19 protein-coding genes are annotated in these 19573 nt (G+C 68.8%); 5 read left to right on the forward strand and 14 right to left on the reverse strand.

Features of this window, described 5'->3' with window-relative positions; genetic code table 11:
* Positions 1–10 precede the first annotated feature (10 nt).
* Genes J5Y10_RS23615 through J5Y10_RS23625 form a run of 3 tightly spaced genes read right to left on the reverse strand, consistent with a single transcriptional unit; the run spans position 11 to position 3555 of the window.
* Positions 11–469 carry an SCO family protein gene (locus tag J5Y10_RS23615; RefSeq protein ID WP_209376589.1) on the reverse strand — a complete coding sequence of 153 codons (459 nt, stop codon included), beginning with the start codon at positions 467–469 and terminating at the stop codon, positions 11–13.
* A gap of 36 nt (positions 470–505) precedes the next feature.
* Positions 506–1036, reverse strand: a complete 531-nt coding sequence (lspA, locus tag J5Y10_RS23620) for a signal peptidase II (protein ID WP_209376590.1) — start codon at positions 1034–1036, stop codon at positions 506–508.
* Positions 1033–3555: a heavy metal translocating P-type ATPase gene (locus tag J5Y10_RS23625; RefSeq protein ID WP_209376591.1), complete on the reverse strand. Its 2523-nt coding sequence runs from the start codon at positions 3553–3555 to the stop codon at positions 1033–1035. The genes lspA and J5Y10_RS23625 overlap by 4 nt, the downstream gene beginning before the upstream one ends.
* A 149-nt stretch (positions 3556–3704) precedes the next feature.
* Between J5Y10_RS23625 and J5Y10_RS23630 the strand changes: the two genes are divergently transcribed.
* Complete coding sequence (locus J5Y10_RS23630; RefSeq protein ID WP_245215021.1) at positions 3705–4433, forward strand: sulfite exporter TauE/SafE family protein; 729 nt, start codon at positions 3705–3707, stop codon at positions 4431–4433.
* A gap of 38 nt (positions 4434–4471) precedes the next feature.
* On the opposite strand, the gene J5Y10_RS23635 is transcribed toward J5Y10_RS23630, so the two are convergent.
* The 7 genes from J5Y10_RS23635 to J5Y10_RS23665 all read right to left on the reverse strand — a co-directional run bounded on the left by J5Y10_RS23635 (position 4472) and on the right by J5Y10_RS23665 (position 13435).
* Positions 4472–5359, reverse strand: a complete 888-nt coding sequence (locus tag J5Y10_RS23635; protein WP_209376593.1) for a cation diffusion facilitator family transporter — start codon at positions 5357–5359, stop codon at positions 4472–4474.
* A gap of 320 nt (positions 5360–5679) precedes the next feature.
* Positions 5680–6600, reverse strand: coding sequence for a cation diffusion facilitator family transporter (locus J5Y10_RS23640; RefSeq protein ID WP_209376594.1), 921 nt, complete (start codon positions 6598–6600; stop codon positions 5680–5682).
* 98 nt (positions 6601–6698) lie between these two features.
* Entirely contained in the window at positions 6699–7076 is a 378-nt protein-coding gene (locus J5Y10_RS23645) for a hypothetical protein (protein WP_209376595.1), read from the reverse strand.
* A 69-nt stretch (positions 7077–7145) separates the two neighbouring features.
* Positions 7146–10388 carry an efflux RND transporter permease subunit gene (locus J5Y10_RS23650; protein ID WP_209376596.1) on the reverse strand — a complete coding sequence of 1081 codons (3243 nt, stop codon included), beginning with the start codon at positions 10386–10388 and terminating at the stop codon, positions 7146–7148.
* A gap of 13 nt (positions 10389–10401) precedes the next feature.
* Entirely contained in the window at positions 10402–11658 is a 1257-nt protein-coding gene (locus J5Y10_RS23655) for an efflux RND transporter periplasmic adaptor subunit (RefSeq protein ID WP_209376597.1), read from the reverse strand.
* Positions 11658–12980 (reverse strand): TolC family protein, encoded by a 1323-nt coding sequence (locus tag J5Y10_RS23660; RefSeq protein WP_209376598.1) that lies wholly within the window; start codon positions 12978–12980, stop codon positions 11658–11660. Before J5Y10_RS23660 ends, J5Y10_RS23655 begins: the two co-directional genes overlap by 1 nt.
* Positions 12981–13069: 89 nt before the next feature.
* Positions 13070–13435 (reverse strand): hypothetical protein, encoded by a 366-nt coding sequence (locus tag J5Y10_RS23665; RefSeq protein WP_209376599.1) that lies wholly within the window; start codon positions 13433–13435, stop codon positions 13070–13072.
* A 168-nt stretch (positions 13436–13603) separates the two neighbouring features.
* Between J5Y10_RS23665 and J5Y10_RS23670 the strand changes: the two genes are divergently transcribed.
* Positions 13604–14059: a MerR family transcriptional regulator gene (locus tag J5Y10_RS23670; protein WP_209376600.1), complete on the forward strand. Its 456-nt coding sequence runs from the start codon at positions 13604–13606 to the stop codon at positions 14057–14059.
* Between the two features lie 155 nt (positions 14060–14214).
* Positions 14215–16464 carry an alkaline phosphatase gene (locus J5Y10_RS23675; protein WP_209376601.1) on the forward strand — a complete coding sequence of 750 codons (2250 nt, stop codon included), beginning with the start codon at positions 14215–14217 and terminating at the stop codon, positions 16462–16464.
* A 189-nt stretch (positions 16465–16653) separates the two neighbouring features.
* Here J5Y10_RS23675 and J5Y10_RS23680 read toward each other — a convergent pair whose 3' ends face one another.
* From J5Y10_RS23680 to J5Y10_RS23690, 4 genes are all read right to left on the reverse strand, one after another.
* Positions 16654–17232, reverse strand: a complete 579-nt coding sequence (locus tag J5Y10_RS23680; RefSeq protein ID WP_209376602.1) for a transcriptional regulator — start codon at positions 17230–17232, stop codon at positions 16654–16656.
* Between the two features lie 561 nt (positions 17233–17793).
* Positions 17794–18126, reverse strand: a complete 333-nt coding sequence (locus tag J5Y10_RS23685; RefSeq protein ID WP_209376603.1) for a hypothetical protein — start codon at positions 18124–18126, stop codon at positions 17794–17796.
* Complete coding sequence (locus J5Y10_RS28945; protein ID WP_408901599.1) at positions 18107–18460, reverse strand: DUF6634 family protein; 354 nt, start codon at positions 18458–18460, stop codon at positions 18107–18109. Before J5Y10_RS28945 ends, J5Y10_RS23685 begins: the two co-directional genes overlap by 20 nt.
* A gap of 48 nt (positions 18461–18508) precedes the next feature.
* Positions 18509–18715, reverse strand: coding sequence for a hypothetical protein (locus J5Y10_RS23690; protein ID WP_209376604.1), 207 nt, complete (start codon positions 18713–18715; stop codon positions 18509–18511).
* 177 nt (positions 18716–18892) lie between these two features.
* On the opposite strand from J5Y10_RS23690, the gene J5Y10_RS23695 reads away from it, so the two are divergent.
* Positions 18893–19159: a helix-turn-helix domain-containing protein gene (locus J5Y10_RS23695; RefSeq protein WP_209376605.1), complete on the forward strand. Its 267-nt coding sequence runs from the start codon at positions 18893–18895 to the stop codon at positions 19157–19159.
* Between the two features lie 188 nt (positions 19160–19347).
* Positions 19348–19572, forward strand: a complete 225-nt coding sequence (locus J5Y10_RS23700; RefSeq protein ID WP_209376606.1) for a hypothetical protein — start codon at positions 19348–19350, stop codon at positions 19570–19572.
* Position 19573 lies beyond the last annotated feature (1 nt).

A 19573-nucleotide genomic window follows, 5' to 3' on the forward strand; every position in this document is an offset into this window, starting at 1 on the left:
GAACCCGGCGCTACTGCACCTGGAAGGATTGAGCCGCCCTGGCGACTTGGCGCTCCGTCCGCGACAGCCCGACGATGCGCTGGTCGAAGAGCGCCATGTACTCGGCCATCCTCGGCGGCGTGTCCGGCTCGTGATCCACGCTGATCAGCAGCCAGTTGATGCGGTCGGCGTCCACCCCGAGGGCATCGACGTGCTCGCCCATGCGGGCCAGCATCGTGGGGCAGACGTCCGGGCAGAAGATAAAGCCGAAGAACACGGCCGTCGGCTCGTCCAAGAAGTCGCGCTCGGTCACCGCCCGGCCCCAATAGTCGGTGAGAGAGAACGGGCCGCCGATGGCGGGCAGGCGGGCCTCCCTGCTGCCAAGCGGGCCGCCCGTCACGAGCCATCCCGTCGCGGCGCCCACAACGACGAAGCCCAGCACGGCTACGGCCGCCCACGCGGCCCGCCTGATCAGCCTCAGGGTCCGCATCCCCTCAGGCACCTGCCCGCCCGACGCGGTGGCCTCTTACGCGTCGGCGCCCGTCGTCGCGGCAGCCTTCCGCTCCGGCCGGAATGAACCCGCCAGTAGCAGGACAACGCCGCAGACAATGCCGATGTCCGCCACGTTGAAGGTCGGCCAGTGCCAGCCCGCGTAGTGGGCGTCGATGAAGTCCGTCACGGCGCCCCGTCGCAGGCGGTCCACCACGTTGCCGACGGCCCCGCCGATGACCATGCCCAGTGACGTGGCCTCTAGGCGCGACCGGGTCCGCCACATCCAGGCCAGCAGCCACGCCGTGACCGCCACCGCGACGCCGATAAGGAGCCAGACACCGGAGGCCGAGCCGCTGGAAAACATACCGAAGGTGGCGCCCGTGTTGAACCCGAGGCGCCAGTTCAGGAAAGGCGTGACCGGGTGCGGCACGTGCGGCGGCCAGAGCGCAGAGAGCGCCCAGGCCTTGGTCGCCTGATCCAGCGCGAGGACGGTCGCCGCGGCAAGGCCGGAGCCAATCAGCAAGGTTGCCCGCCCCGCGGTCGTGGAGACCTCGGTTCCGGTCATGCGCCGGGTTTCCAGGCGAGCAGGCGCAGGGCGTTCAGCGTGACCAGAACGGTCGCCCCTGTGTCCGCGATGATGGCGGGCCACAGGCCAGTGACCCCGATCAGCGTGGTCACGAGGAAGACCGCCTTGAGGCCGACAGCGATGGCCACGTTGGCCTTCACGTTGGCCATGGTGGACCGCGACAGTCCGACGAGCTCGGCGATCCCGGAGACGCGGTCCTTGAGGACGGCGGCATCCGCCGTCTCCAGGGCGACATCGGTTCCGCCACCCATGGCGACGCCGACCGAGGCTGCCGCTAGCGCTGGGGCGTCGTTGATGCCGTCGCCCACCATGACGACCGTCCCCGCGGACCGAAGCGCTCCAATCTCCCGCAGCTTGCCGTCCGGTAGCAGCTCGGCCTTCACGTCGAGCCCCAGCCCCTTGGCGATCGCGGCGCCCGTTCGGGCATTGTCGCCCGTCAGCATCAGCGAGTGGATGCCCAGCTTCGACAGGGCGGCAATCCCCTCGGCCGCGTCGCCCCGCGGTTCGTCACGGAGCGCCAGGACGCCCGCAGTCGCGCCGTCGGCGAGAACCACGACGGCCGTCTTGCCCTCGTTCTCCAAGCGGGTAATCGCCTCCGCCAACCCGCCCAGCTGGGCGCCTGACTCCGTGGCGTGGCGGGGGCTGCCGACGCTGACCTTGCGCCCACCCACAGTCGCGGTGACGCCCTTGCCGGGCACGGCGGCCTGATCGGAGACGGGAGGCGTTGCGACGCCCCGGGCCTCGGCTGCTGCAACAACGGCCTTGGCGAGCGGATGCGAGGAGCCCTGCTCGACCCCGGCCGCCAGGGCGAGCAGGTCGGTCTCCGAGGTCCCTCCGGCGGGTAGGACGTCCGTCACCTTGGGATGGCCCGCGGTGAGCGTGCCCGTTTTGTCGAAGGCGACCACCTTGGCTGCGCCCATCTCCTCCAGGGCCGCGCCGCCCTTGATAAGCAGGCCCCGCCGGGCGCCCGCGGACAGCCCGGAGGCCATGGCGGCGGGCACGGAGATGACCAGGGCGCAGGGGCAGGCGATCAGGAGGACGGCCAAGCCGCGGTAGACGCTGGTCCACCAGTCCCAGCCCAGCAGGAAGGGCGGAACGAGGATGACCAGCAGTGACACGACCATCGCGCCCGGCGTCCAATAGGTCGAGAAGCGCTCGATGAAGCGCTGCGTGGGCGCGCGGGAGGCGGTCGCCTCCTCCACCATGCGGATGATGCGGGCGATGGTGTTGTCGGTGGCCGCCCGGGTTACGCGGATGCGTAAGGCGCCGTCGGCGTTGATGGAGCCCGCTACGACGGCCTCGCCGGGGCCGCGGGACACGGGCACGCTCTCGCCCGTCACCGGGCTCTCGTCCAGGGCAGACTGGCCTTCCTCGATGGAGCCGTCGCAAGGCACCCGGTCGCCGGGGCGCACCAGCACGAGATCGTCGACCGCGAGCCGTTCGGGCGGGAGTTCCTCGGTGGAGCCGTCGGGCCGCAGGCGGAGGGCCGTCCGAGGCATCAGGCTCGCGAGCGCCTTGATGCCCGCCCGGGCGCGCCCGGCCGCCACGTTCTCCAGCATTTCGCCCAGGGCGAAAAGCAGGACGACCACGGCCGCCTCCTCGGCGGCGCCGATGACCGCGGCGCCCGCGGCGGCCGTCACCATCAGGGTCTCGATCGAGAACGGCGTCCCGGCCCGCGCCAGGGCGAAGGCCCGGCGGCCGAAGGGTACCAGGGCGACGAGGGTCGCGGCCAGGAAGAGCGGGTAGGTCAGGCGGTCCGGGACGACCAGTGACAGGGCATGGACGCCAACGACCAGGGCGCCCAGGAGCCAGACGAGGCGGGCCTTACCCGTGGCGTACCAGGGCTTGGTCGCGTCCGCCGGGTCGTCGTGGTCGGCATGCGAATGGCCGAAGGCGCCGCCATGGCCATGGTCATGTCCGGCGTGATCGTGGTCGCCGTGGTCGTGGCCCGCGTGGTCGTGCGCGGCATAGTCATGGCCCGCTTCGTCATCGGCCGCATGCGGGGCGACCTTCGCGATCGAGCTCGCGGGAAGCGGGCGGGGCGTGTAGCCAATGGCGGAGATGGTGTGCTCGACGGCGGCCGGGTCGGTCTGGCCCGGCTCCAGGCGCAGGGTGAGCCGCTCCGCCATCAGGTTCACCGCGACGTCCGAGACGCCGGGCAGGCGCTTCACGGCGCCCTCGACCTTGGCGACGCAGGAGGCGCAGTCCATGCCGTCCACGTGCCAGGCGAACTCCGGCGAGGCCGCGGCCGGGGCGTCCAGGCGGGTGGCCTTGTAGCCCAGGGCGGAGATCTGGCCCTCCACGGCCGCCGGAGTAGCGCCGCCCGGCGCCAGGGTGGCTCCCAGACGCTCGGCCATGAGGTTCACCGTGACGTCCGTGACACCCGGCAGGTGGGTGACGGCTTTCTCCACCTTGGCCACGCAGGAGGCGCAGTCCATGCCCTCCACGCGCCAGGTCACAGACTGCCCCTGCTTGCGCTCGGTCCCTGTGCCGTCCATCGAGCGATCTCCTGCTGACGGCTCCAGAGATAGGACCTCCAGTGGCTGGAGGTTCAAGAGGGAAATCTGCGTCCGAGGGACGGCTGTCGCATCCATCGGACATCGCGTCCGGGCTTGCCATGGAGCCGAGGGGGCGACAGCACCCTCTCATGGATCACGCCGTCCTGCTGACCTTCCTCATCGCCTGCGTCTCGCTTCTCTACGCTACCGTCGGCCAGGCGGGAGGGACGGCCTTCCTCGCCGTCATGGCCTTCGCGGGCTTCCCGGCCGGGGAGATGAGGCCGACGGCCCTCCTGATGAACATCGTGGCCGCCGGTTACGCCACCTGGCGGCTCCACCGATCCGGCGTCATCGACTGGCGCCTGCTGCTCCCGATCGCGCTGCCCTCGCTGGTGACGGCCTTCCTCGGCGGCCTGCTCGTCCTCGACGGCCCCCTCTACTTCAGGGCGACCGGGATCCTGCTCATCGTGGCGGCGGGGTTGATGCTGTACCGCCGCAGGCCATCCGACAGCTCGACCACCGTGAGGCTCCAGCCCGCCATGCTGGCGGGTGCGGTGGCCGGGTTCCTGTCCGGGGTGACCGGGGTCGGGGGTGGCGTCTTCCTGGTGCCGCAACTCGTCCTGTTCGGCTGGGCCTCCGCCAGGCACACGGCGGGCATCTCGGCCCCGTTCATCCTGTTCAACTCCGTGCTCGGCCTCGCGGGCGCCCTGCTCGCCGGGCAGCAGATCGCCTCGGGGACAGCCGCCTACTCGGTAGGGGCCATCATTGGGGCCATCCTGGGCGCCGCCATCGGACAGCGATGGATGACGGAGCGGGCGACCAGCTACGTCCTCGCGGCCGTTCTCCTGTTCGCGGGCACCCGCCTCCTACTGCGCTGAGGCCGTGAAGCCCCGGTTAGGCTCCGGCGCAGCAACTGTCAGAGAACGAGCACGCCGCGGTGCTGGGCTTCCTCCTCCGGCTCCATGTGGATCGTGACCACCATGTGCTCCTCGTCCTCACGCAGGGCCGCCTCGATCCGGTCTGAGATGGCGTGCGCGTCGCGCAGCGGCATGTCGCCGGGCATGACGATGTGGCACTCCAGGAAGGTCGCATTCCCAACGTGGCGCACCCGCAGCTCGTGGACCTCGAGCGCTCCCTCCGCGTGTGCCGAGATGAGCGTTCGGAGCCGCTTCAGGGTCTCCGGGTCGGGTGCCGCGTCCATGAGCCCGCCGACGGAGGTCCTGACAAGGCCATAGCCGCTCCAGAGGATGTTCACCGCCACCACCGCCGCCAGCGCCGGGTCAAGCCATTGCAGTCCGGTCAGCGGCACGAGAGCGAACCCGACGAGCACGCCACCGGAGGTGAAGACGTCGGTGAAGAGGTGCTTGCCGCTCGCTACCAGGGCGGGGGAACGCAGGCTCCGGCCGGACCGCACGAGCACCGCCGCCCACATGCCGTTCATGACCGATGCCGCCGCGTTGATTGCGATGCCCAGGAGCGGAGCCTCGATCGGCCGGGGGTGGACGAAGCCAGAATAGGCCTCCCGGAGGATCGAGAGGGCGGCCAGGATGATTAGGACACCTTCCAGCACCGCGGAGAGGTACTCGGCCTTTCCGTGGCCGTAGGGGTGACCAGCATCGGCGGGGCGGCTGCTGACGTGCAGTGCCAAAGTGGCCACGCAGGCCGCCACGACGTTGATGATGCTTTCCAGCGCGTCCGAGTACAGGGCGACGCTGCCGGTGACCCACCACGCGCCGAACTTCGTCACCAGGACGGCCAGGCCAACCGCAATGCTGTAGATGCCGAAGCGGACGGTGCGGGGCATGGTGCAACTCGGTTGTGTGGCAGGGGGCGGCCGAAATTCGGCCGCTGACCCGCTTCGCCCAGTCACGGACGGCGGGAGCGAGGCTCGTGGACGAGCCGCTTGGTGGCGCAGGCGCCCCGATATGACAGCCTCACCATACCGTCAACATATGAACAGCTATCAAGCTGTTTAGGTGAAGCGGGGCTACTTTGACGGCGTGGTCCGGCTGGTCTCAGTTCTGGCCTGTCACCTGAGACCTCGACAGGCTGAGCTATCCGAGGGCTGCCTCGACGTGCAGTCGGGCACCTGGTTCTGCTCCCGACAGCTTCCCCTCGGTTGCGTCACGCTCGTGTAGGCGCGGCGCCCCAGTCGTCGGTCGTGGTGCCGCCATGGGCACCCGCCAGTTCCGCCTGAACGGTGACGTGGGTGATGCCGAACCGCTCGGCCAGCATGGTGCCCAGCGCATCCTCCAGGCGGTCCTCCCTGGCCAGGGACGGCTCCACCACGACGTGGGCTGACAGGGCCACCTTGCCGCTGGTCAGCGACCAGACGTGCAGGTCATGGATGTCCTGAACCCCAGCTGTCCCGCGCATGGCGGCCTCGACGGCGTTGAGGTCGATGCCGCGCGGCACGCTCTCCAGCAGCACGTCGATCGCCTCGGACAGGAGGGTCCAGGTCCGGGGCAGCACCCAGAGAGCGATGCCGATGCCGAGCACGGCGTCCACCCAGGTCCAGCCCGTGGCCCAGATAACCCCGGCCCCGGCGATGACGGCCACCGAGCCAAGGAAGTCGCTCCAGACCTCCAAGTATGCGCCCTTCACGTTCAGGCTGCCTTCGCTCCCGCCCGCGAGCAGGCGCATGGAGATCCAGTTCACCAGCAGGCCGAAGGCGGCGACGGCCAGCATGCCGACAGTGCCGACCTCGGCGGGCGCGCGGAAGCGCTGGTACGCCTCGTAGAGGATGTAGATCGCCACCAGGAATAGCAGCGAGGCGTTGAAGGCGGCCGCGAGGATCTCGAAGCGGTGATAGCCCCAGGTCCGGCGCCTGTCGGCGGGACGGCGGCCGACCCGGATAGCAACGAGGGCAACGGCAAGGGCCAGCGCGTCCGTCAGCATGTGCGCTGCGTCGGACAGGAGCGCGAGGCTGTTGAAGACGTAGGCGCCCGCGACCTCGGCCAGCAAAAAGGTGCCGGTCAGGGCGAGCGCCTTCGTCAGCGCGGCGGAGTTGGCATTGCCCACACCGTGGTCGTGATCCTGTCCCATTCGCCCTCCATATTGGCCCACTGGCCGGGGCCACCGCGCGGAGCTGCACGGCGGCAGGCGCCTGCCCTGGCGAGCGGGCGATCACACGGGCCGCAGATTCAGAACCGTGCTTGGCCGCTGCGCCCGGTGGGGTTCTTAATCTGCAGCGTGACGGAGGTCCCGCGGGCGACCGGGCTGGCCGCAGTCCCGGTCATCGTGTTCTCCGCGCCGGGTGCCAGCTGGACCACCTGGCGCGCCTGCCCCGAGCCGACCAGGGCCGAGGCGGTGTAGCCGGTCGAGGGAACAGGCTTCCCGGCCTCGTCATAGAGGTGGACGGTCAGCGTCCGCTCGGCGGTGAGCAGTTCGGCGTGGACGCCCACGACGTCCTGCATCTTCCCGCCGTGCGGTCCCTGGTCGCCGTGGCTATGGCCCTGCTGCGCCAGGGCAGCCGTGGAGAGGGTGGCGGCCGCGATGGTCGCGAGGAAGGTCCTGCGCATGTCATAAATCCTTGCTAGCTGGGGTTGGTTGAACCCGGTGGCCGCCGTTCCAGGCGGCCACCGGCACGCTCACTCGGCCGGGGCGTGACCTGCCCCGGCGGGGGCTTCCTCAGAGGCGGGCGCCTGCACTCGGCCGAACATCACGTAGAGGGCTGGCAACACCAGCAGGGTGAGCAGCGTCGCCGTGATCAGGCCGCCGATGACGACAGTCGCCAGCGGCTTCTGAACCTCCGCCCCCGGCCCGGTCGCGATCGCCATGGGCACGAAGCCCAGGGATGCGACGAGCGCGGTCATCGCGACGGGCCGAAGCCGGGTCATGGCGCCATGGTACACCGCATCCCGCAAGGACAGGTGCCCGCGGAGGATGAGGTCCTTGATGGAGGTCGCCATCACCAGCCCGTTCAGGACGGCCACGCCGGACAGCGCGATGAAGCCGACCGCCGCGGGGACCGAAAAAGGCATGTCTCGGAGCCACAGGGCGAGCAGGCCCCCCGAGAGGGCCAGCGGCACACCACTGAACACGACCAGGGCGTCCCGCACCGAACCGAGGGCCGCGTAGAGCAGCACCAGGATGAGCAGGAAGCAGGCGGGCACCACGACGGTCAGTCGCTCCCGCGCCTCTGCCAGGTTCTCGAACTGGCCGCCCCAGGTGATGGTGTAGCCGGGAGGCAGCTGCACCTGTTCCGCGACCTTGGCCTGCGCCTCGGCCACGATGGAGCCGATGTCGCGGCCACGGGCGTTGGCCTGGATGACAACGCGTCGACGCCCCTGCTCGCGGCTGATCTGGTTCGGCCCCTCGACGACGCGCAGGTCTGCCAGCTGTTGCAGCGGCAACGAGTTCGCCGGGCGCCCGGCGACGGCGGGCAGTGGCACGGGCAGATTCCGCAGCGTCTCGAAGTTGCCCCGCAGGTTGTCCTGCAGCCGGACCACGATGGCGAAGCGCCGGTCCCCCTCGTAGACCATGCCCGCCTCGCGGCCGCCCACGGCCGTCGCCACCACGGCCTGCACGTCCGCGACGCTCAGGCCCCGGCGGGCGATCTCCGCCCGGTTCACCGTGATCTCCAGGAAGGGCAGGCCCGTCGCCTGCTCCACCTTGACGTCCTCGGCACCCTCGACGCCGTTCAGGATGTTGGAGATCTGCCCGGCCGCCTGGAGCATGGGGCCGTACTCGTCGCCGAAGACCTTCACGGCGAGATCGCCGCGCACGCCCGCCAGAAGCTCGTTGAAGCGCATCTGGATGGGCTGGCTGAACTCCATCGCATTGCCGGGGATGCCCGCGACCGACGCCTCGATGCGCCGGACCAGCTCGGCCTTCGGCAGCGACGGGTCCGGCCACTGGTTCCGGGGCTTGAGGATGATGAAGGTATCCGAGGCGTTCGGCGGCATCGGGTCGGATGCCACCTCGGCCGTGCCGGTCTTGGAGTAGATGACCTGAACCTCGGGCAGGCGGGATATGCGCCGTTCCAGCACGGACTGCATAGCCTGGGACTGCTGGAGCGAAGTGCTGGGGATTCGCAGGGCCTGCATGGCGAGGTTGCCCTCGTCCAGCGTCGGGATGAACTCCTGCCCAAGGCGCGAGAACAGGCCGAGGCAGGCGACGAAGATGAGGGCGCCCACGGCGACGACGGGGAACGGTGCCCGGAGCGCGCCGCCGAGCACCGGGGCGTAGGCGCGCTTGAGGCCGCGGACGATGGCGACGTCCTTTTCCTGGACCCGCCCGCTGATCCAGATGGCGATGAGCGCGGGCACCAGGGTCAGGGAGAGGATGAAGGCGAAGACCAGGGCGATGATGACGGTCAGCGCCATCGGGATGAACATCTTGCCCTCGACCCCAGTGAAGGTCAGCAGCGGCGCGTAGACGAGGATGATGATGGCCTGCCCGTACAGCGAGGGCCGGATCATCTCCTTGGCGCTGTCCGCCACGGTCTGAAGCCGCTCGGCAACCGTGAGCAGGCGGCCCTTCTCGTGCTGGCGCTCGGCCAAGTGGCGCAGGCTGTTCTCGGTGATGATGACGGCACCATCGACGATGAGGCCGAAGTCGAGGGCCCCCAGGCTCATCAGGTTCGCCGAGATCCCACCCCGCACCATCCCGAATGCGGTGAGCAGCATGGTCACCGGGATGACCAGGGCGGTGATGATGGCCGCCCGAATGTTCCCCAGCATCAGGAACAGGATGACGATGACCAGCAGCGCGCCCTCGCCGAGGTTCTTGGCGACGGTGTGGATGGTGGCGTCCACGAGGAGGCCGCGGTCCAGAACCGTGACCGCCTCGACGCCGCGCGGCAGGGTCCGCCGAAGTTCGTCCACCTTGGCGTGGACGGCCTCGGCGACGATGCGGCTGTTCTCGCCGAGGAGCATGAGGGCGGTGCCGACCACCATCTCCTGCCCGTTGCCGCTGGCGCTCCCCGTCCGGGGCGCCTGGCCGATGGTGACGCGGCCAACGTCGCGGAGCAGGATGGGAACGCCCTCCCGCGTCGCGACGACGACCTGCTCCAACTCAGCGACGCTCGTCACCCGCCCGCCCGAGCGGACGACGAGGCCTTCGCCGCCGCGCTCCACGTAGCCTGCTCCGGTCGAGACGTTGTTCCGCTCGATGGCCGTGCTGATGTCAGAAAAGCTGAGGCCCAGGCCGATGAGGCGGGCCGGGTCGGGCTGTACCACGTACTGCTTGGTGTATCCGCCGATGGCGTCCACCCCCGCGACGCCCCGCACGTTCCGGATCTGCGGCCGGATGATCCAGTCCTGCACCGTGCGGAGGTAGGTCGCCCGGTCCGCCTCCGTGGTCAGGCGCTCGCGCTCGGGCGTCAGGTAGCTGCCGTCCGCCTGCCAGCCAGGCTGCCCGTCCGGCACCACGTCGCCCTGCTTCCTGGGCGCGAAGTTCACCGTCCACATGGTGACCTCGCCGAGGCCGGTGGAGACGGGGCCGAGGCGCGGCTCCACCCCCTCCGGCATGGCCTCGCGCGCCTCGATCAGGCGCTCCAGCACCTGCTGCCGGGCGAAGTAGATGTCGGTGCTCTCGGTGAAGACCGCCGTGACCTGACTGAAGCCGTTGCGGGAGATGGAGCGCGTGCTCTCCAGCCCCGGGATGCCCGCCAGGGCCGTCTCGATCGGGAAGGTCACCTGCTTCTCGATCTCGTAGGGGGAGAGCGAGGGCGCCAGCGTGTTGATCTGCGCCTGGTTGTTGGTGATGTCCGGTGTCGCATCGATGGGCAGCCGCGTGACCGACCAGGCGCCAATGCAGGCCGCGATGACGGCCAGCAGCACCACCGTCCAGCGGTTGCGGACGGAGAAGTCGAGGATAGGTCCGATCATGTCCGGGCGGGCCTCAGTGCGCGTGCCCGGCTTCGGACTTGCTCAGCTCGGCCCGGAGCGAGAAGGCATTGGCCACCGCGATCTCCGTCCCCTGGTCCAGCCCGAAGACGATCTCGTAGCCGTTCCCGTCCTCGCGCCCGGTCTCCACCTCGCGCAGCTCGAAGCCCTCCTCGTTCCGCACGAAGACGACCTTCCTGCCCTCGACTTCCTGGATGGCGTCGCGGGGCACCAGCACGTCCACCCGCTGCTCGGCCGTGGAGAGATGGGCGGTTACGAAGCCGCCCGCGCGCCAGGTACCCTCCAGGTTGGGGATCTCGGCCACGGCCCGGGCGGACCGGGTCTCGGGATCCAAGACGGGGCTGAGGAAGACGATCTTCCCCTCGGTGCGTGCCTCGCCCTCCCCGGTGACGAGCACCGTCTGGCCCTGCCGGGCCATGGGGAGGTCACGGGGTGAGATGGCCAACTCCACCCAGAGGACGGAGAGGTCGGCGACGGAGAAGACCTCGGCGTCGGCAGCCACCGAGGCGCCCAGTACGGCGTTGCGGGCGGTGATCCGGCCCGCTATCGGCGCGCGCAGTTCCAGGCGCCGGAGGGTGGCGGCGGGCTGACGAGCGAGGGATGCGACCTCCGTCTCCGACAGGCCGAGGGCGGCGAGGCGGGCGCGGCCGAGATCCACCTTGATGCGGGCCTCCTCGGCGGCGGTCCGGGCCTGCAGGAACTCCTGCTCGGCCGAGATCCGCTGGCGCCAGAGGCGGGTCTCGCGGGCCAGGGTGGTCTCGGCCAGGGCAGCGGACCGGGTCGCGGCCAGGAACTCGCCCTTGGCGTCCGCCACCTCGCGGCTCTCCAGCACGGCCAGGACGTCGCCCTTCCCGACCTCCTGGCCCAGCGCCGTCCGGACCTCGGCCACGATGCCACCCAGGCGGGCCGTCACGCGCGCCTGCCTGTCCTGGCTGGCCGCGAGCACCCCCGGGACGGCCGCACGGGTCACCAGCGTGCCCGGACCGACCGGAGCCACCCGGATCCCGGCCGCCTCGATGCCCTCGGCGGTCATGGCGATGTGGCCTTCCTCGCCGTGCTCCTCGCCCTCGGCGTGGCCGTGGCCATGGCCGCCGGGCTTCGGACCTGCTGCGGGCGCAGCAGCACGTGCTGCCCCGGTTGGGGTAGAGGAGAGGCCCAGCAGTCCACGGGCCGTCTCGGGGACGGAGGGAAAGGCGACGGCCAGGGCGAGGCCGCCGACAGCGGCGCCTGCCAGCAGGGTCATGCGGAGCATCAGCGGGCACTCCCGTTCGGGGCGTTCACGGGCTGGGCGGAGACGGCGGGAAGATCGCCGCGGAGGCGCTGCACCTGGGCACGCAGGGCATGGAAGGCCTGGATGGCCTCGACCAGCTGGGCGCGGGTGTCGGAAAGAGCGCGCTGGGCGTCCAAGACCTCCAGGAAGCTGAACCGGCCCTCGCCGTAGCCGAGGGTCGCAAAGCGGGCGGCCTGCTCGGCGGAGGGGAGCGCGGTCCTGCGCAGCGTGTCGACAGACCGCCAGGCCAGCGCGAGGCGCTGCTCGGCTGCGACGAGGATGGCGACCAACACGCTGCGCCCGCGATCGGCCTCGGCCTCGGCCCGCGTCACCTCGGCCTGAGCGCGGGCGATGCCGCCCTGGTTGAGGTCGTAGAAGGGCAGCGGGATGGAGGCACCCGCGACGAAGGCCGTCTCGTTGCTGTCGCCGAAGCGGCGCACGTCGCCCGAGATGGTCACGTCCGGGACGGCCGTGGCCCGCTGTAAGGTCAGGTTCGCCCGCTGCTGGGCGATGGCCGCCTCCAGCCGTGCCAGCTCCGGGCTGCCTGAGAGGCGGGCCAGCGGATCGGCCGGGACGGGGCGGCCGGGATTCGGGCCGATGTCATCGAACCAGGCCTGCCGCGGGGCAAGATCCACGCGCGGGACGCCGATGAACACGGCGAGGTCGGCCAGGGCTATCTCCACCTCGCGCTGGGCGCGCTCGGCCGCGATGTCGGCGGTGGCTCGGACGACCTCGGCCCGCTCGGCTTGGAGCAGCGGGTCGCGACCTGCCTCGACCCGGGCGCGGGCGGCCCTGAGGGTCTCGGCGGCCAGCCGCGCCCGTTCGCGCTCGACACCCACCAGCCGCCGGGCGGCCTCCGCCGTTGCCAGGGCCGTCACCACCTCCCGGGCGATCTCCAGCCGGGCGCCCGTGAAGTCGAGCGCCGCGACCTCGCCGCTCCGGGCGGCCAGCCCGATCCGCGCCGAGCGCTTGCCGCCGAGTTCGATTCGTTGGGCCAGGCCGACCGTGCTCTCCATCGCTCGGACGCCGCGGTTCTCCTGGCGGCCGCCGAAGCCGCCGAAGTTCTCGAAACTGCCCCTCAGCTCCGGGTTGGGCCGGAGTCGCGCCTGGAGGGCGTCGGCTTGGACGGCCTGGCGGGCGGCCCCGGCACCCCGGAGTGCGGGGGAGACGGTGAGCGCGGCCTCGACCGCCTGCTGGGGCGAGGTGACGAGAAGGGGCGCAACGGGCGGACGGCTGTCCTGCGCGAAGGCCAGGGCCGGGACGACGGCGAGAACCGCCGTGAGCCGGGCGACGCTGAATGGCATAGGGGCACCTGGGATGACGGACCGCGAACGGGCCGGACACCGCCGCCCTCAGGAATGGGCGGGCCGGACCGGCAGGAAGGGGCGTTCCGTCAGGCGCGAGGTGGTCTTGGCGGCAATTCCGTCAGGCCGGACAGCAGCACCGGCGTGGGTGCCCGGACCGGCATGGAGTCCGGGCGGGCAACGGCAGGGCTTCCGACGACGATGATCGGTGGAACAGGCACCACCTTGTTGCAGAGATGGTGGGCGCATTCACAAGGCAGGGCATCCGGCTGCAGCGGCTCGTCACCTGGGCCACGATCCGTAAGCACGATCCCGACCTGCCCGGCGGGAGCCGGAACGGTCGAGGCGCCTGCGTCCGTGGAGACCGCCACGGACAGGAGCATGAGCACGCACATCGTCACCGAGAGAACTCGGCGAAGGATCCGGGCGGCCAGCGATGTCGGCAGGGCGAGCATGCTGGCCCAAGTCTAACGCAACCGTAATCCGGTGTCATCGGGACGGAGGAGGACATCTTGTCCCACCACCCCTGTCCGGCATGAGGAGCGGGTCAGGAACCGCGACAGGGCGGCACGGCAACCCCAAGGCCCCATATCCTTGAGGATGCCCCTGATCGAGGAGACACCATGGCGCGGCTGACGATCGGCGAGCTGTCCCGGCTGACAGGCGTGAAGGCGACCACCATCCGCTGGTATGAGGCCGAGGGCTGGCTGCCTCCCCCGGCGCGCACGGAGGGAGGGCACCGCTCCTACGGGGATGCCCACCTCCGGAGGCTCGGCTTCATCCGGCACGCCCGGGAACTCGGCTTCTCCATGGAGCACATCCGCTCCCTGCTGGATCTCGCTGACAGGCCAGGAGCCGACTGTTCTGCCGCCCACGCCATCGCCATGGCCCACATCGCCGAGGTGGATGCCCGGACGAGGCGCCTGGAGGCGCTCCGGGTGGAGCTGGAGCGGATGGCCAGCCAGTGCGTGGGCGGACATGTTGGGGAGTGCCGTATCATCGAGACCCTGGCTGACTTCGGGCACGGGCACTGCGCGGCGCCCAGCCATGGCCATGCCGAGGAGCGCCTGAACTCCTGACCACCTCCCCTGGCTGCTTCGAACGACTGAATAAACAAGGGTTAAGCCGTCCTCCATGTTCACCTGACTGAAACGTCGGGTTCATGGCCCTGTCCCGATCCACCCTTAGGGACGCTCCTGATCCGCGCTCTCGGGCGCAGTACGGGGGCCACGACATGACGCAATTCACGACCACCACCGCCACGACCTCGACGGGAGAGGTCAAGAACGTGATCGTCATGATCGCGGACGGAGCGGGCTTCAACACGCTCGAGGCGACCCGCCAGTACCTGGCGAACCTGCCCGAGGGCGACCCGCGGCACGGGCTGGCGGACAGCCTGGTCGTGGACGGCGAGGGCTTCGTCTCCACCGCCCAGTCCACCTACCCGCTGAGCACGCGCTCCACCCCGCTCCCCGGCGAGGCCGGTCTCCAGCAGGACCCCAACACCGTCTACGACCCGGCCAAGAACTACGACCTCGACCCGGTGGCCGGGAACACCTCCAGCGGCTACCCGCACGGCTTCGACGGCTACGACTGGAACCGCGCCACGGCGCCGGATTCCGCCAACACCGCCTCATCCATCTTCAACGGCGAGAAGAGCTACAACAACGCCATCAACGTCGACGGCAACGGCAACCCGCTATTCACCCTGGCTGAGCTGGCACACGAGATCGGCAAGACGGTCGGCGTGGTCACCACCGTGCAGATCAGCGACGCCACCCCGGCGGCGGGCGGCGGCGCCCACAACGTGTCGCGTGCCAACCGCACCGACATCGCGCAGGAGATGTTCGCGAAGGGCATCCTCGACGTCATCGCCGGGTCGGGCAACCCCGACTACAACGACAACGGCCAGCTGCTGAACACGCCGAACAACACCTGGATCGGCAACGAGCTGTGGAACGCCCTCAAGGCCGGGACCTTCGAGTCCGAGGACGGGGTGAGCTGGAACCTGCTGCAGGACCGCGCCGACATCGTGGCCGCCATCGACGCCGCGCCCTCCGAGCAGCGGCTGGCCATGATCATCGAATCCTTCACCGGCGCGAACTCCTACCGCTCTAGCCCCGACCCGGTGAACGAGGACCCCTTCACGGTTCCCCGCCTGGAAACCTCGCCGACCCTGAGCGAGCTGTCGCTGGCCGCGCTGAACAAGCTGAACCAGAATGCCGAGGCCGGTGCCGACGGGCTGGTCGTCACCATCGAGGGCGGCGAGGTCGACCGCGCCATGCACTCGAACTACTTCGGCCGCATGATCGAGGAGTACATCTCCTTCAACGACGCGGTGAAGTCGGTGATGGACTGGGTCTCCTCCGACGAGAGCCTGGCGACCTGGGACGACACGCTGCTCATCGTCACCGCCGACCACGATCACCTGCTCTTTGGGCCGGACGGCGAGACCATCCCCTACCAGGCCATCCAGCCCGACGCGGACGGCGACCTGGTTCCGAAGTACCAGTGGTTCGGCAACGGCCACTCCAACCAGCTGGTCCCCCTCTACGCCTACGGTGCCGGGTCCGAGGGGATCCTGGAGCTGGCCGACCAGGTGGACAGCGCGACCACCGCGGCGGGCGAGACGGTCGGCAGCGGCCGGAACTACACGGACCAAGCCGAGCTGGGGAACTACCTGCAGGAGCTGGTGAGCGGCGGCGGCACCAAGGGCACCGATCGCGCCCTGGGTTCCAACGCGGGCGACGTGATCCACGGACTGGCCGGGGACGACGCGCTGATCGGGAACGGCGGTGACGACCAGCTCTTCGGTGGCGTCGGCAACGACCGCCTCCTGGGCGGTGCCGGGGCCGACACCATGACGGGCGGCGGGGGCGACGACGGTTACCAGGTGGATGACGTGAACGACGTGGTAGTCGAGCTGGCGGGCGAGGGCTACGACCGCGTCACAGCCCTCATTGACTACACGCTGGGCGCGAACGTCGAGAAGCTCATCATGGAGGGTGCCGCCATCCGCGGCACGGGCAACCAGCTGGACAACCGCCTGCTCGGCAACGAGGCGGCGAACATCATCTCGGGCCTGGGTGGCAACGACAGCATCCACGGCAATGGCGGGGATGACACGCTGATGGGCGGCTCCGGCAAGAACGGGCTCTTCGGCGGCGAGGGCGCCGACACCTTCGTCTTCGACACCTCGGGCGGCATGGGCAACCTGACCCGCCTGATGGACTTCGTCTCCGGCGAGGACCGGATCGAGCTGGTCGGCTCCGTGTTCACGGCGCTGGGCAGCGAGGGTCAGCTCTCGGCCGCCCGCTTCGGCCTGGGCCGCACGGCGACCACCGCCGAGCAGCACGTCCTCTATGACCAGGCCTCTGGCGACTTCCTCTACGACGCTGACGGTCTGGGCGGGGCGGCTGCCGTTCGTATCGGCACGCTCGTCGCTGGTACGGCGCTCGCGGTCAGCGACGTCTGGGTTGCCTGAGCCGGGCGCCCGCTGCATTTCTTGAGCTGACTTTTGGAGGGCCGCCGTCGGATGACGGCGGCCCTCCTCGATTTCACCCAAACCGACGCGCCACGCTCAAGACCTGATATGCCGAATGCCGCTGAACGTCCGCTGCCGCGGCGGTCACGCGCTTGCAGAATCAACCGCCCCAGCATCAAACGAGAGTAATCAGTCCCAACCCAAGACCCCGCGTGGAACTGTCCCTTTACGAGCGAGAAGTCGACTGCCGTAACCCTCGTCAAGAGCCTCAGCGGTCCGCTCCCGAACTTCGAGCCACCACCACCGCATGCCTCCAGCGTCCTGGAGTGCGCGATGACGGATCCGTCTAAGGTTCTGCTCAGCGTGCCGTGAGCCCCCAACGATGTCGCTGGCTCGGTCCAGGAGGGCTGCCCAGGCTAGATGTGCGCCTGGCGCGCCCTCGGCCGGCGCGTCGCGTAGGATGCGCTGAGCTTCGGGCAGCAGGATCTCACGCTCTAAATCGAGGACCCTGATCGAGTGTTGGAGCCCGGCCGCTTGCATCAGACGATCCAGCCACTGCTGCTCCCACCTTGCAGCGTCTGATGTAACCCTGACATCTTCCATGCCGAGCACGTCGAGCATCCGCCGGGCCACCTCCTCCACTGGTATACCTTCTCGCGCCAGGAGGTCGCGGGTAAGTCCGTGAACCTTCTCGGATTCCAGGGACCAATCGTCCCACTCCGACGCGGGACAGATGAGGTGCGTCTCGCCTTCGCCGTCCTCGCGCATCCAACCTACTTCCACGGGGTACGACCCCGGCCCCAACGACGACGCTTCAAAATCCAAAAAGACGATCATCGCTCCCTCTCCCAGCCCGGTACTCCGCACGACCATGATGCGGCTTTTCAATCGACCACCAAGCCGACCGATCGCCCGATGCGTGCCTGATAAGACGATGTCGCCTCACTTGCGATTTCCCGGCTCAGCGAGGGGTCCGACTTGCGGAGACCCTGGACCTGTCCAACATCACCTCCACCGCCTCGCTCACAACGACCGCTTCCAAAATGCCTTGATGCACTCGATTGAGAGCTGATATCTCATCGCAGTCCTGCGCACGGAACGCCGGATAATCTCGCAAGGCAGGAGATACGGGATATGAATATCGTGCTCTACTGTGACATGAGCGGCCGGATCACCGCTCGCTAGAACTGCGTTCAGCTGGCAAGTTCCGCCTAAAGACTGGAGCGGGCAGTCCGCGTGTAGGCTGTCCGCTCAGTCTGAAGGCAGTAGTGCGCGAGTGGGTTTCGTACATTGCATCGTTGCTCAACGCCTGATCTCGTTCTTCGAAAATCATTTGCCCTTCGCATTTAAGTTCCTCCGATAGGCATCGACCGCCACATCGATCTCGGCTGCCGTGGGCGGCGGCTCACCGTCATCGCGTGTCACGAATCCCATCAACAACAGCAGGCGGTCACCACTTCCGGCTGTCACAACAAGCTCCCCAAGCGAAGCCGTACTTTGAGCGACGTCGACCGTAGCCCCGTCGGCAAGATCAACGACCAATCTTCCAGCGGCATCGAGTCCGACACAGCCAGGTTGGTTCAGTTCGAAAGCAGTCACCGCACTTGGCTGCGTGATGAAGGTTGCGCCTGCAACCTGCTGCTTACCGTGTCGCTCCGTCATTCCTTGCTCCTGACTGAGCAGGCTCGGCCAGCCTGTAAAATCGCGAGAGGGTCCTGGCCCAACAGGCGTCCTCATCAATGGCCCAGACATCGGTCGTATAAATCGGCCCTTGCCGGAGAGTCGGATGATTCGATCCCATCCCGACCAGGCATGGTAGGTCAATCGTGGTTAGGCTCCAGCCGCGGAGGATTGGCGCCCGATCTAGTTCTTGCTTCGTCGGCGCACCTTCATCAGCGATGCGCCGGAGATCGGCTGCCAGCAGTTCGAGGCGCGTGGCTTCTCGAAGTAAATTCAGCCTCGTGGTCAGATCGCACACGCCATCAATGCGTATCATGCGTTCACGCAGCTCCAGTTTACGGGCGAAGACGACCGATGCGGACGCTCAGCTGGCTGCTGCCTTCACTTTGGATCTGCTCCTCGCTGCTTCTACGAAGTCAGGGAAATGGCTGATCAGCTCGTAATGGGCTTTGAGGATCTCATGATCAGCGGCACCGAAGCGGCGCTCAAGGTCGGCTAGTCGAGCCTCCACCATGGTGAGCCGTTGCTGAAGGCTGAGGTCCTGCACCAGCAAATGGTCCATCACCGCCATGACTGTGTCTTTCCGCAGTTCTGGCAACATCGTGGATCCTCGGCGCGCATCATTGGGCGCGAGATCTGTGCTGGACGCCTGTCCACCACGCCTCGTCGGAAACGCCATGATTTATACTGTTTCGGTATAATCGCTCAAGCCCCTTAGCGGGAGTGTTTCCGTTCTCTGGAGACGCTCATGCCGCTTGTGCGGCGCACCCCCAGATCCCTCAGAATTCAAGAAATTCTCACGAAGAAGCGGATTGAGGCTGGGTTAACCCAACAAGAACTTGCAGCCAGAATGCATCGGCTGCAGGCCTACGTTTCACGTATCGAGAACGGCGAACGACGTTTGACGTTGGAAGACTTTATGGACTTTTCCGAAGCGCTCGGACTCAATGAACAAGAATTTCTGGATACCGTTCGCGAGGCTCCAGCGTATCGAACAATACGTCGCACAACTTGAAGCGGTGCTTAGACGCTTGTGACGGTTTCTCGACCAGTCGCCGCTTCCTTCAACCTGCTGGCAGGCCAGCTTCACTACCTTCGACAGGTCTGCGGCTCGTGGAGGGCCCTCGGGACACACGGCCGAATCGCCTAGAACGAATCGGGAACGCGGTCTTATAGCGGTCGGGCAGCCAGGAGCCTCTGCCCATGTCCGAACCCTCCCGCCCGGCCGACGACCTCGTCCCCGTCACCGAGGAGGAGATCGCGGCGGCACTCTCACACGCGCTCCGCTTCGACGCCCGAGGCAAGGCCCGTCGCGGAGGCGGCGACCTGGCGGCGAGCCTCGCGGCCGAGCGCTTGGCCGAGCACCTCCGGCAAGCCGGTTTCGTCGTCCTCCGCGGCCGCGGCGCCCGCCCCCACAGTACCGGTTGAA

Origin of the sequence: Roseomonas indoligenes, assembly GCF_017813365.1 — a bacterium.
GTDB classification, from domain to species: domain Bacteria; phylum Pseudomonadota; class Alphaproteobacteria; order Acetobacterales; family Acetobacteraceae; genus Roseomonas; species Roseomonas indoligenes.

What these genes read in the sequence shown, in the direction of transcription:
- J5Y10_RS23615 (WP_209376589.1), bottom strand. Translation starts at nt 469, where the DNA reads ATGCGGACCCTGAGGCTGATCAGGCGGGCCGCGTGGGCGGCCGTAGCC.
- lspA (WP_209376590.1), bottom strand. Translation starts at nt 1,036, where the DNA reads ATGACCGGAACCGAGGTCTCCACGACCGCGGGGCGGGCAACCTTGCTG.
- J5Y10_RS23625 (WP_209376591.1), bottom strand. Translation starts at nt 3,555, where the DNA reads ATGGACGGCACAGGGACCGAGCGCAAGCAGGGGCAGTCTGTGACCTGG.
- J5Y10_RS23630 (WP_245215021.1), top strand. Translation starts at nt 3,705, where the DNA reads ATGGATCACGCCGTCCTGCTGACCTTCCTCATCGCCTGCGTCTCGCTT.
- J5Y10_RS23635 (WP_209376593.1), bottom strand. Translation starts at nt 5,359, where the DNA reads ATGCCCCGCACCGTCCGCTTCGGCATCTACAGCATTGCGGTTGGCCTG.
- J5Y10_RS23640 (WP_209376594.1), bottom strand. Translation starts at nt 6,600, where the DNA reads ATGGGACAGGATCACGACCACGGTGTGGGCAATGCCAACTCCGCCGCG.
- J5Y10_RS23645 (WP_209376595.1), bottom strand. Translation starts at nt 7,076, where the DNA reads ATGCGCAGGACCTTCCTCGCGACCATCGCGGCCGCCACCCTCTCCACG.
- J5Y10_RS23650 (WP_209376596.1), bottom strand. Translation starts at nt 10,388, where the DNA reads ATGATCGGACCTATCCTCGACTTCTCCGTCCGCAACCGCTGGACGGTG.
- J5Y10_RS23655 (WP_209376597.1), bottom strand. Translation starts at nt 11,658, where the DNA reads ATGCTCCGCATGACCCTGCTGGCAGGCGCCGCTGTCGGCGGCCTCGCC.
- J5Y10_RS23660 (WP_209376598.1), bottom strand. Translation starts at nt 12,980, where the DNA reads ATGCCATTCAGCGTCGCCCGGCTCACGGCGGTTCTCGCCGTCGTCCCG.
- J5Y10_RS23665 (WP_209376599.1), bottom strand. Translation starts at nt 13,435, where the DNA reads ATGCTCGCCCTGCCGACATCGCTGGCCGCCCGGATCCTTCGCCGAGTT.
- J5Y10_RS23670 (WP_209376600.1), top strand. Translation starts at nt 13,604, where the DNA reads ATGGCGCGGCTGACGATCGGCGAGCTGTCCCGGCTGACAGGCGTGAAG.
- J5Y10_RS23675 (WP_209376601.1), top strand. Translation starts at nt 14,215, where the DNA reads ATGACGCAATTCACGACCACCACCGCCACGACCTCGACGGGAGAGGTC.
- J5Y10_RS23680 (WP_209376602.1), bottom strand. Translation starts at nt 17,232, where the DNA reads ATGCGCGAGGACGGCGAAGGCGAGACGCACCTCATCTGTCCCGCGTCG.
- J5Y10_RS23685 (WP_209376603.1), bottom strand. Translation starts at nt 18,126, where the DNA reads ATGACGGAGCGACACGGTAAGCAGCAGGTTGCAGGCGCAACCTTCATC.
- J5Y10_RS28945 (WP_408901599.1), bottom strand. Translation starts at nt 18,460, where the DNA reads ATGATACGCATTGATGGCGTGTGCGATCTGACCACGAGGCTGAATTTA.
- J5Y10_RS23690 (WP_209376604.1), bottom strand. Translation starts at nt 18,715, where the DNA reads ATGGCGGTGATGGACCATTTGCTGGTGCAGGACCTCAGCCTTCAGCAA.
- J5Y10_RS23695 (WP_209376605.1), top strand. Translation starts at nt 18,893, where the DNA reads ATGCCGCTTGTGCGGCGCACCCCCAGATCCCTCAGAATTCAAGAAATT.
- J5Y10_RS23700 (WP_209376606.1), top strand. Translation starts at nt 19,348, where the DNA reads ATGTCCGAACCCTCCCGCCCGGCCGACGACCTCGTCCCCGTCACCGAG.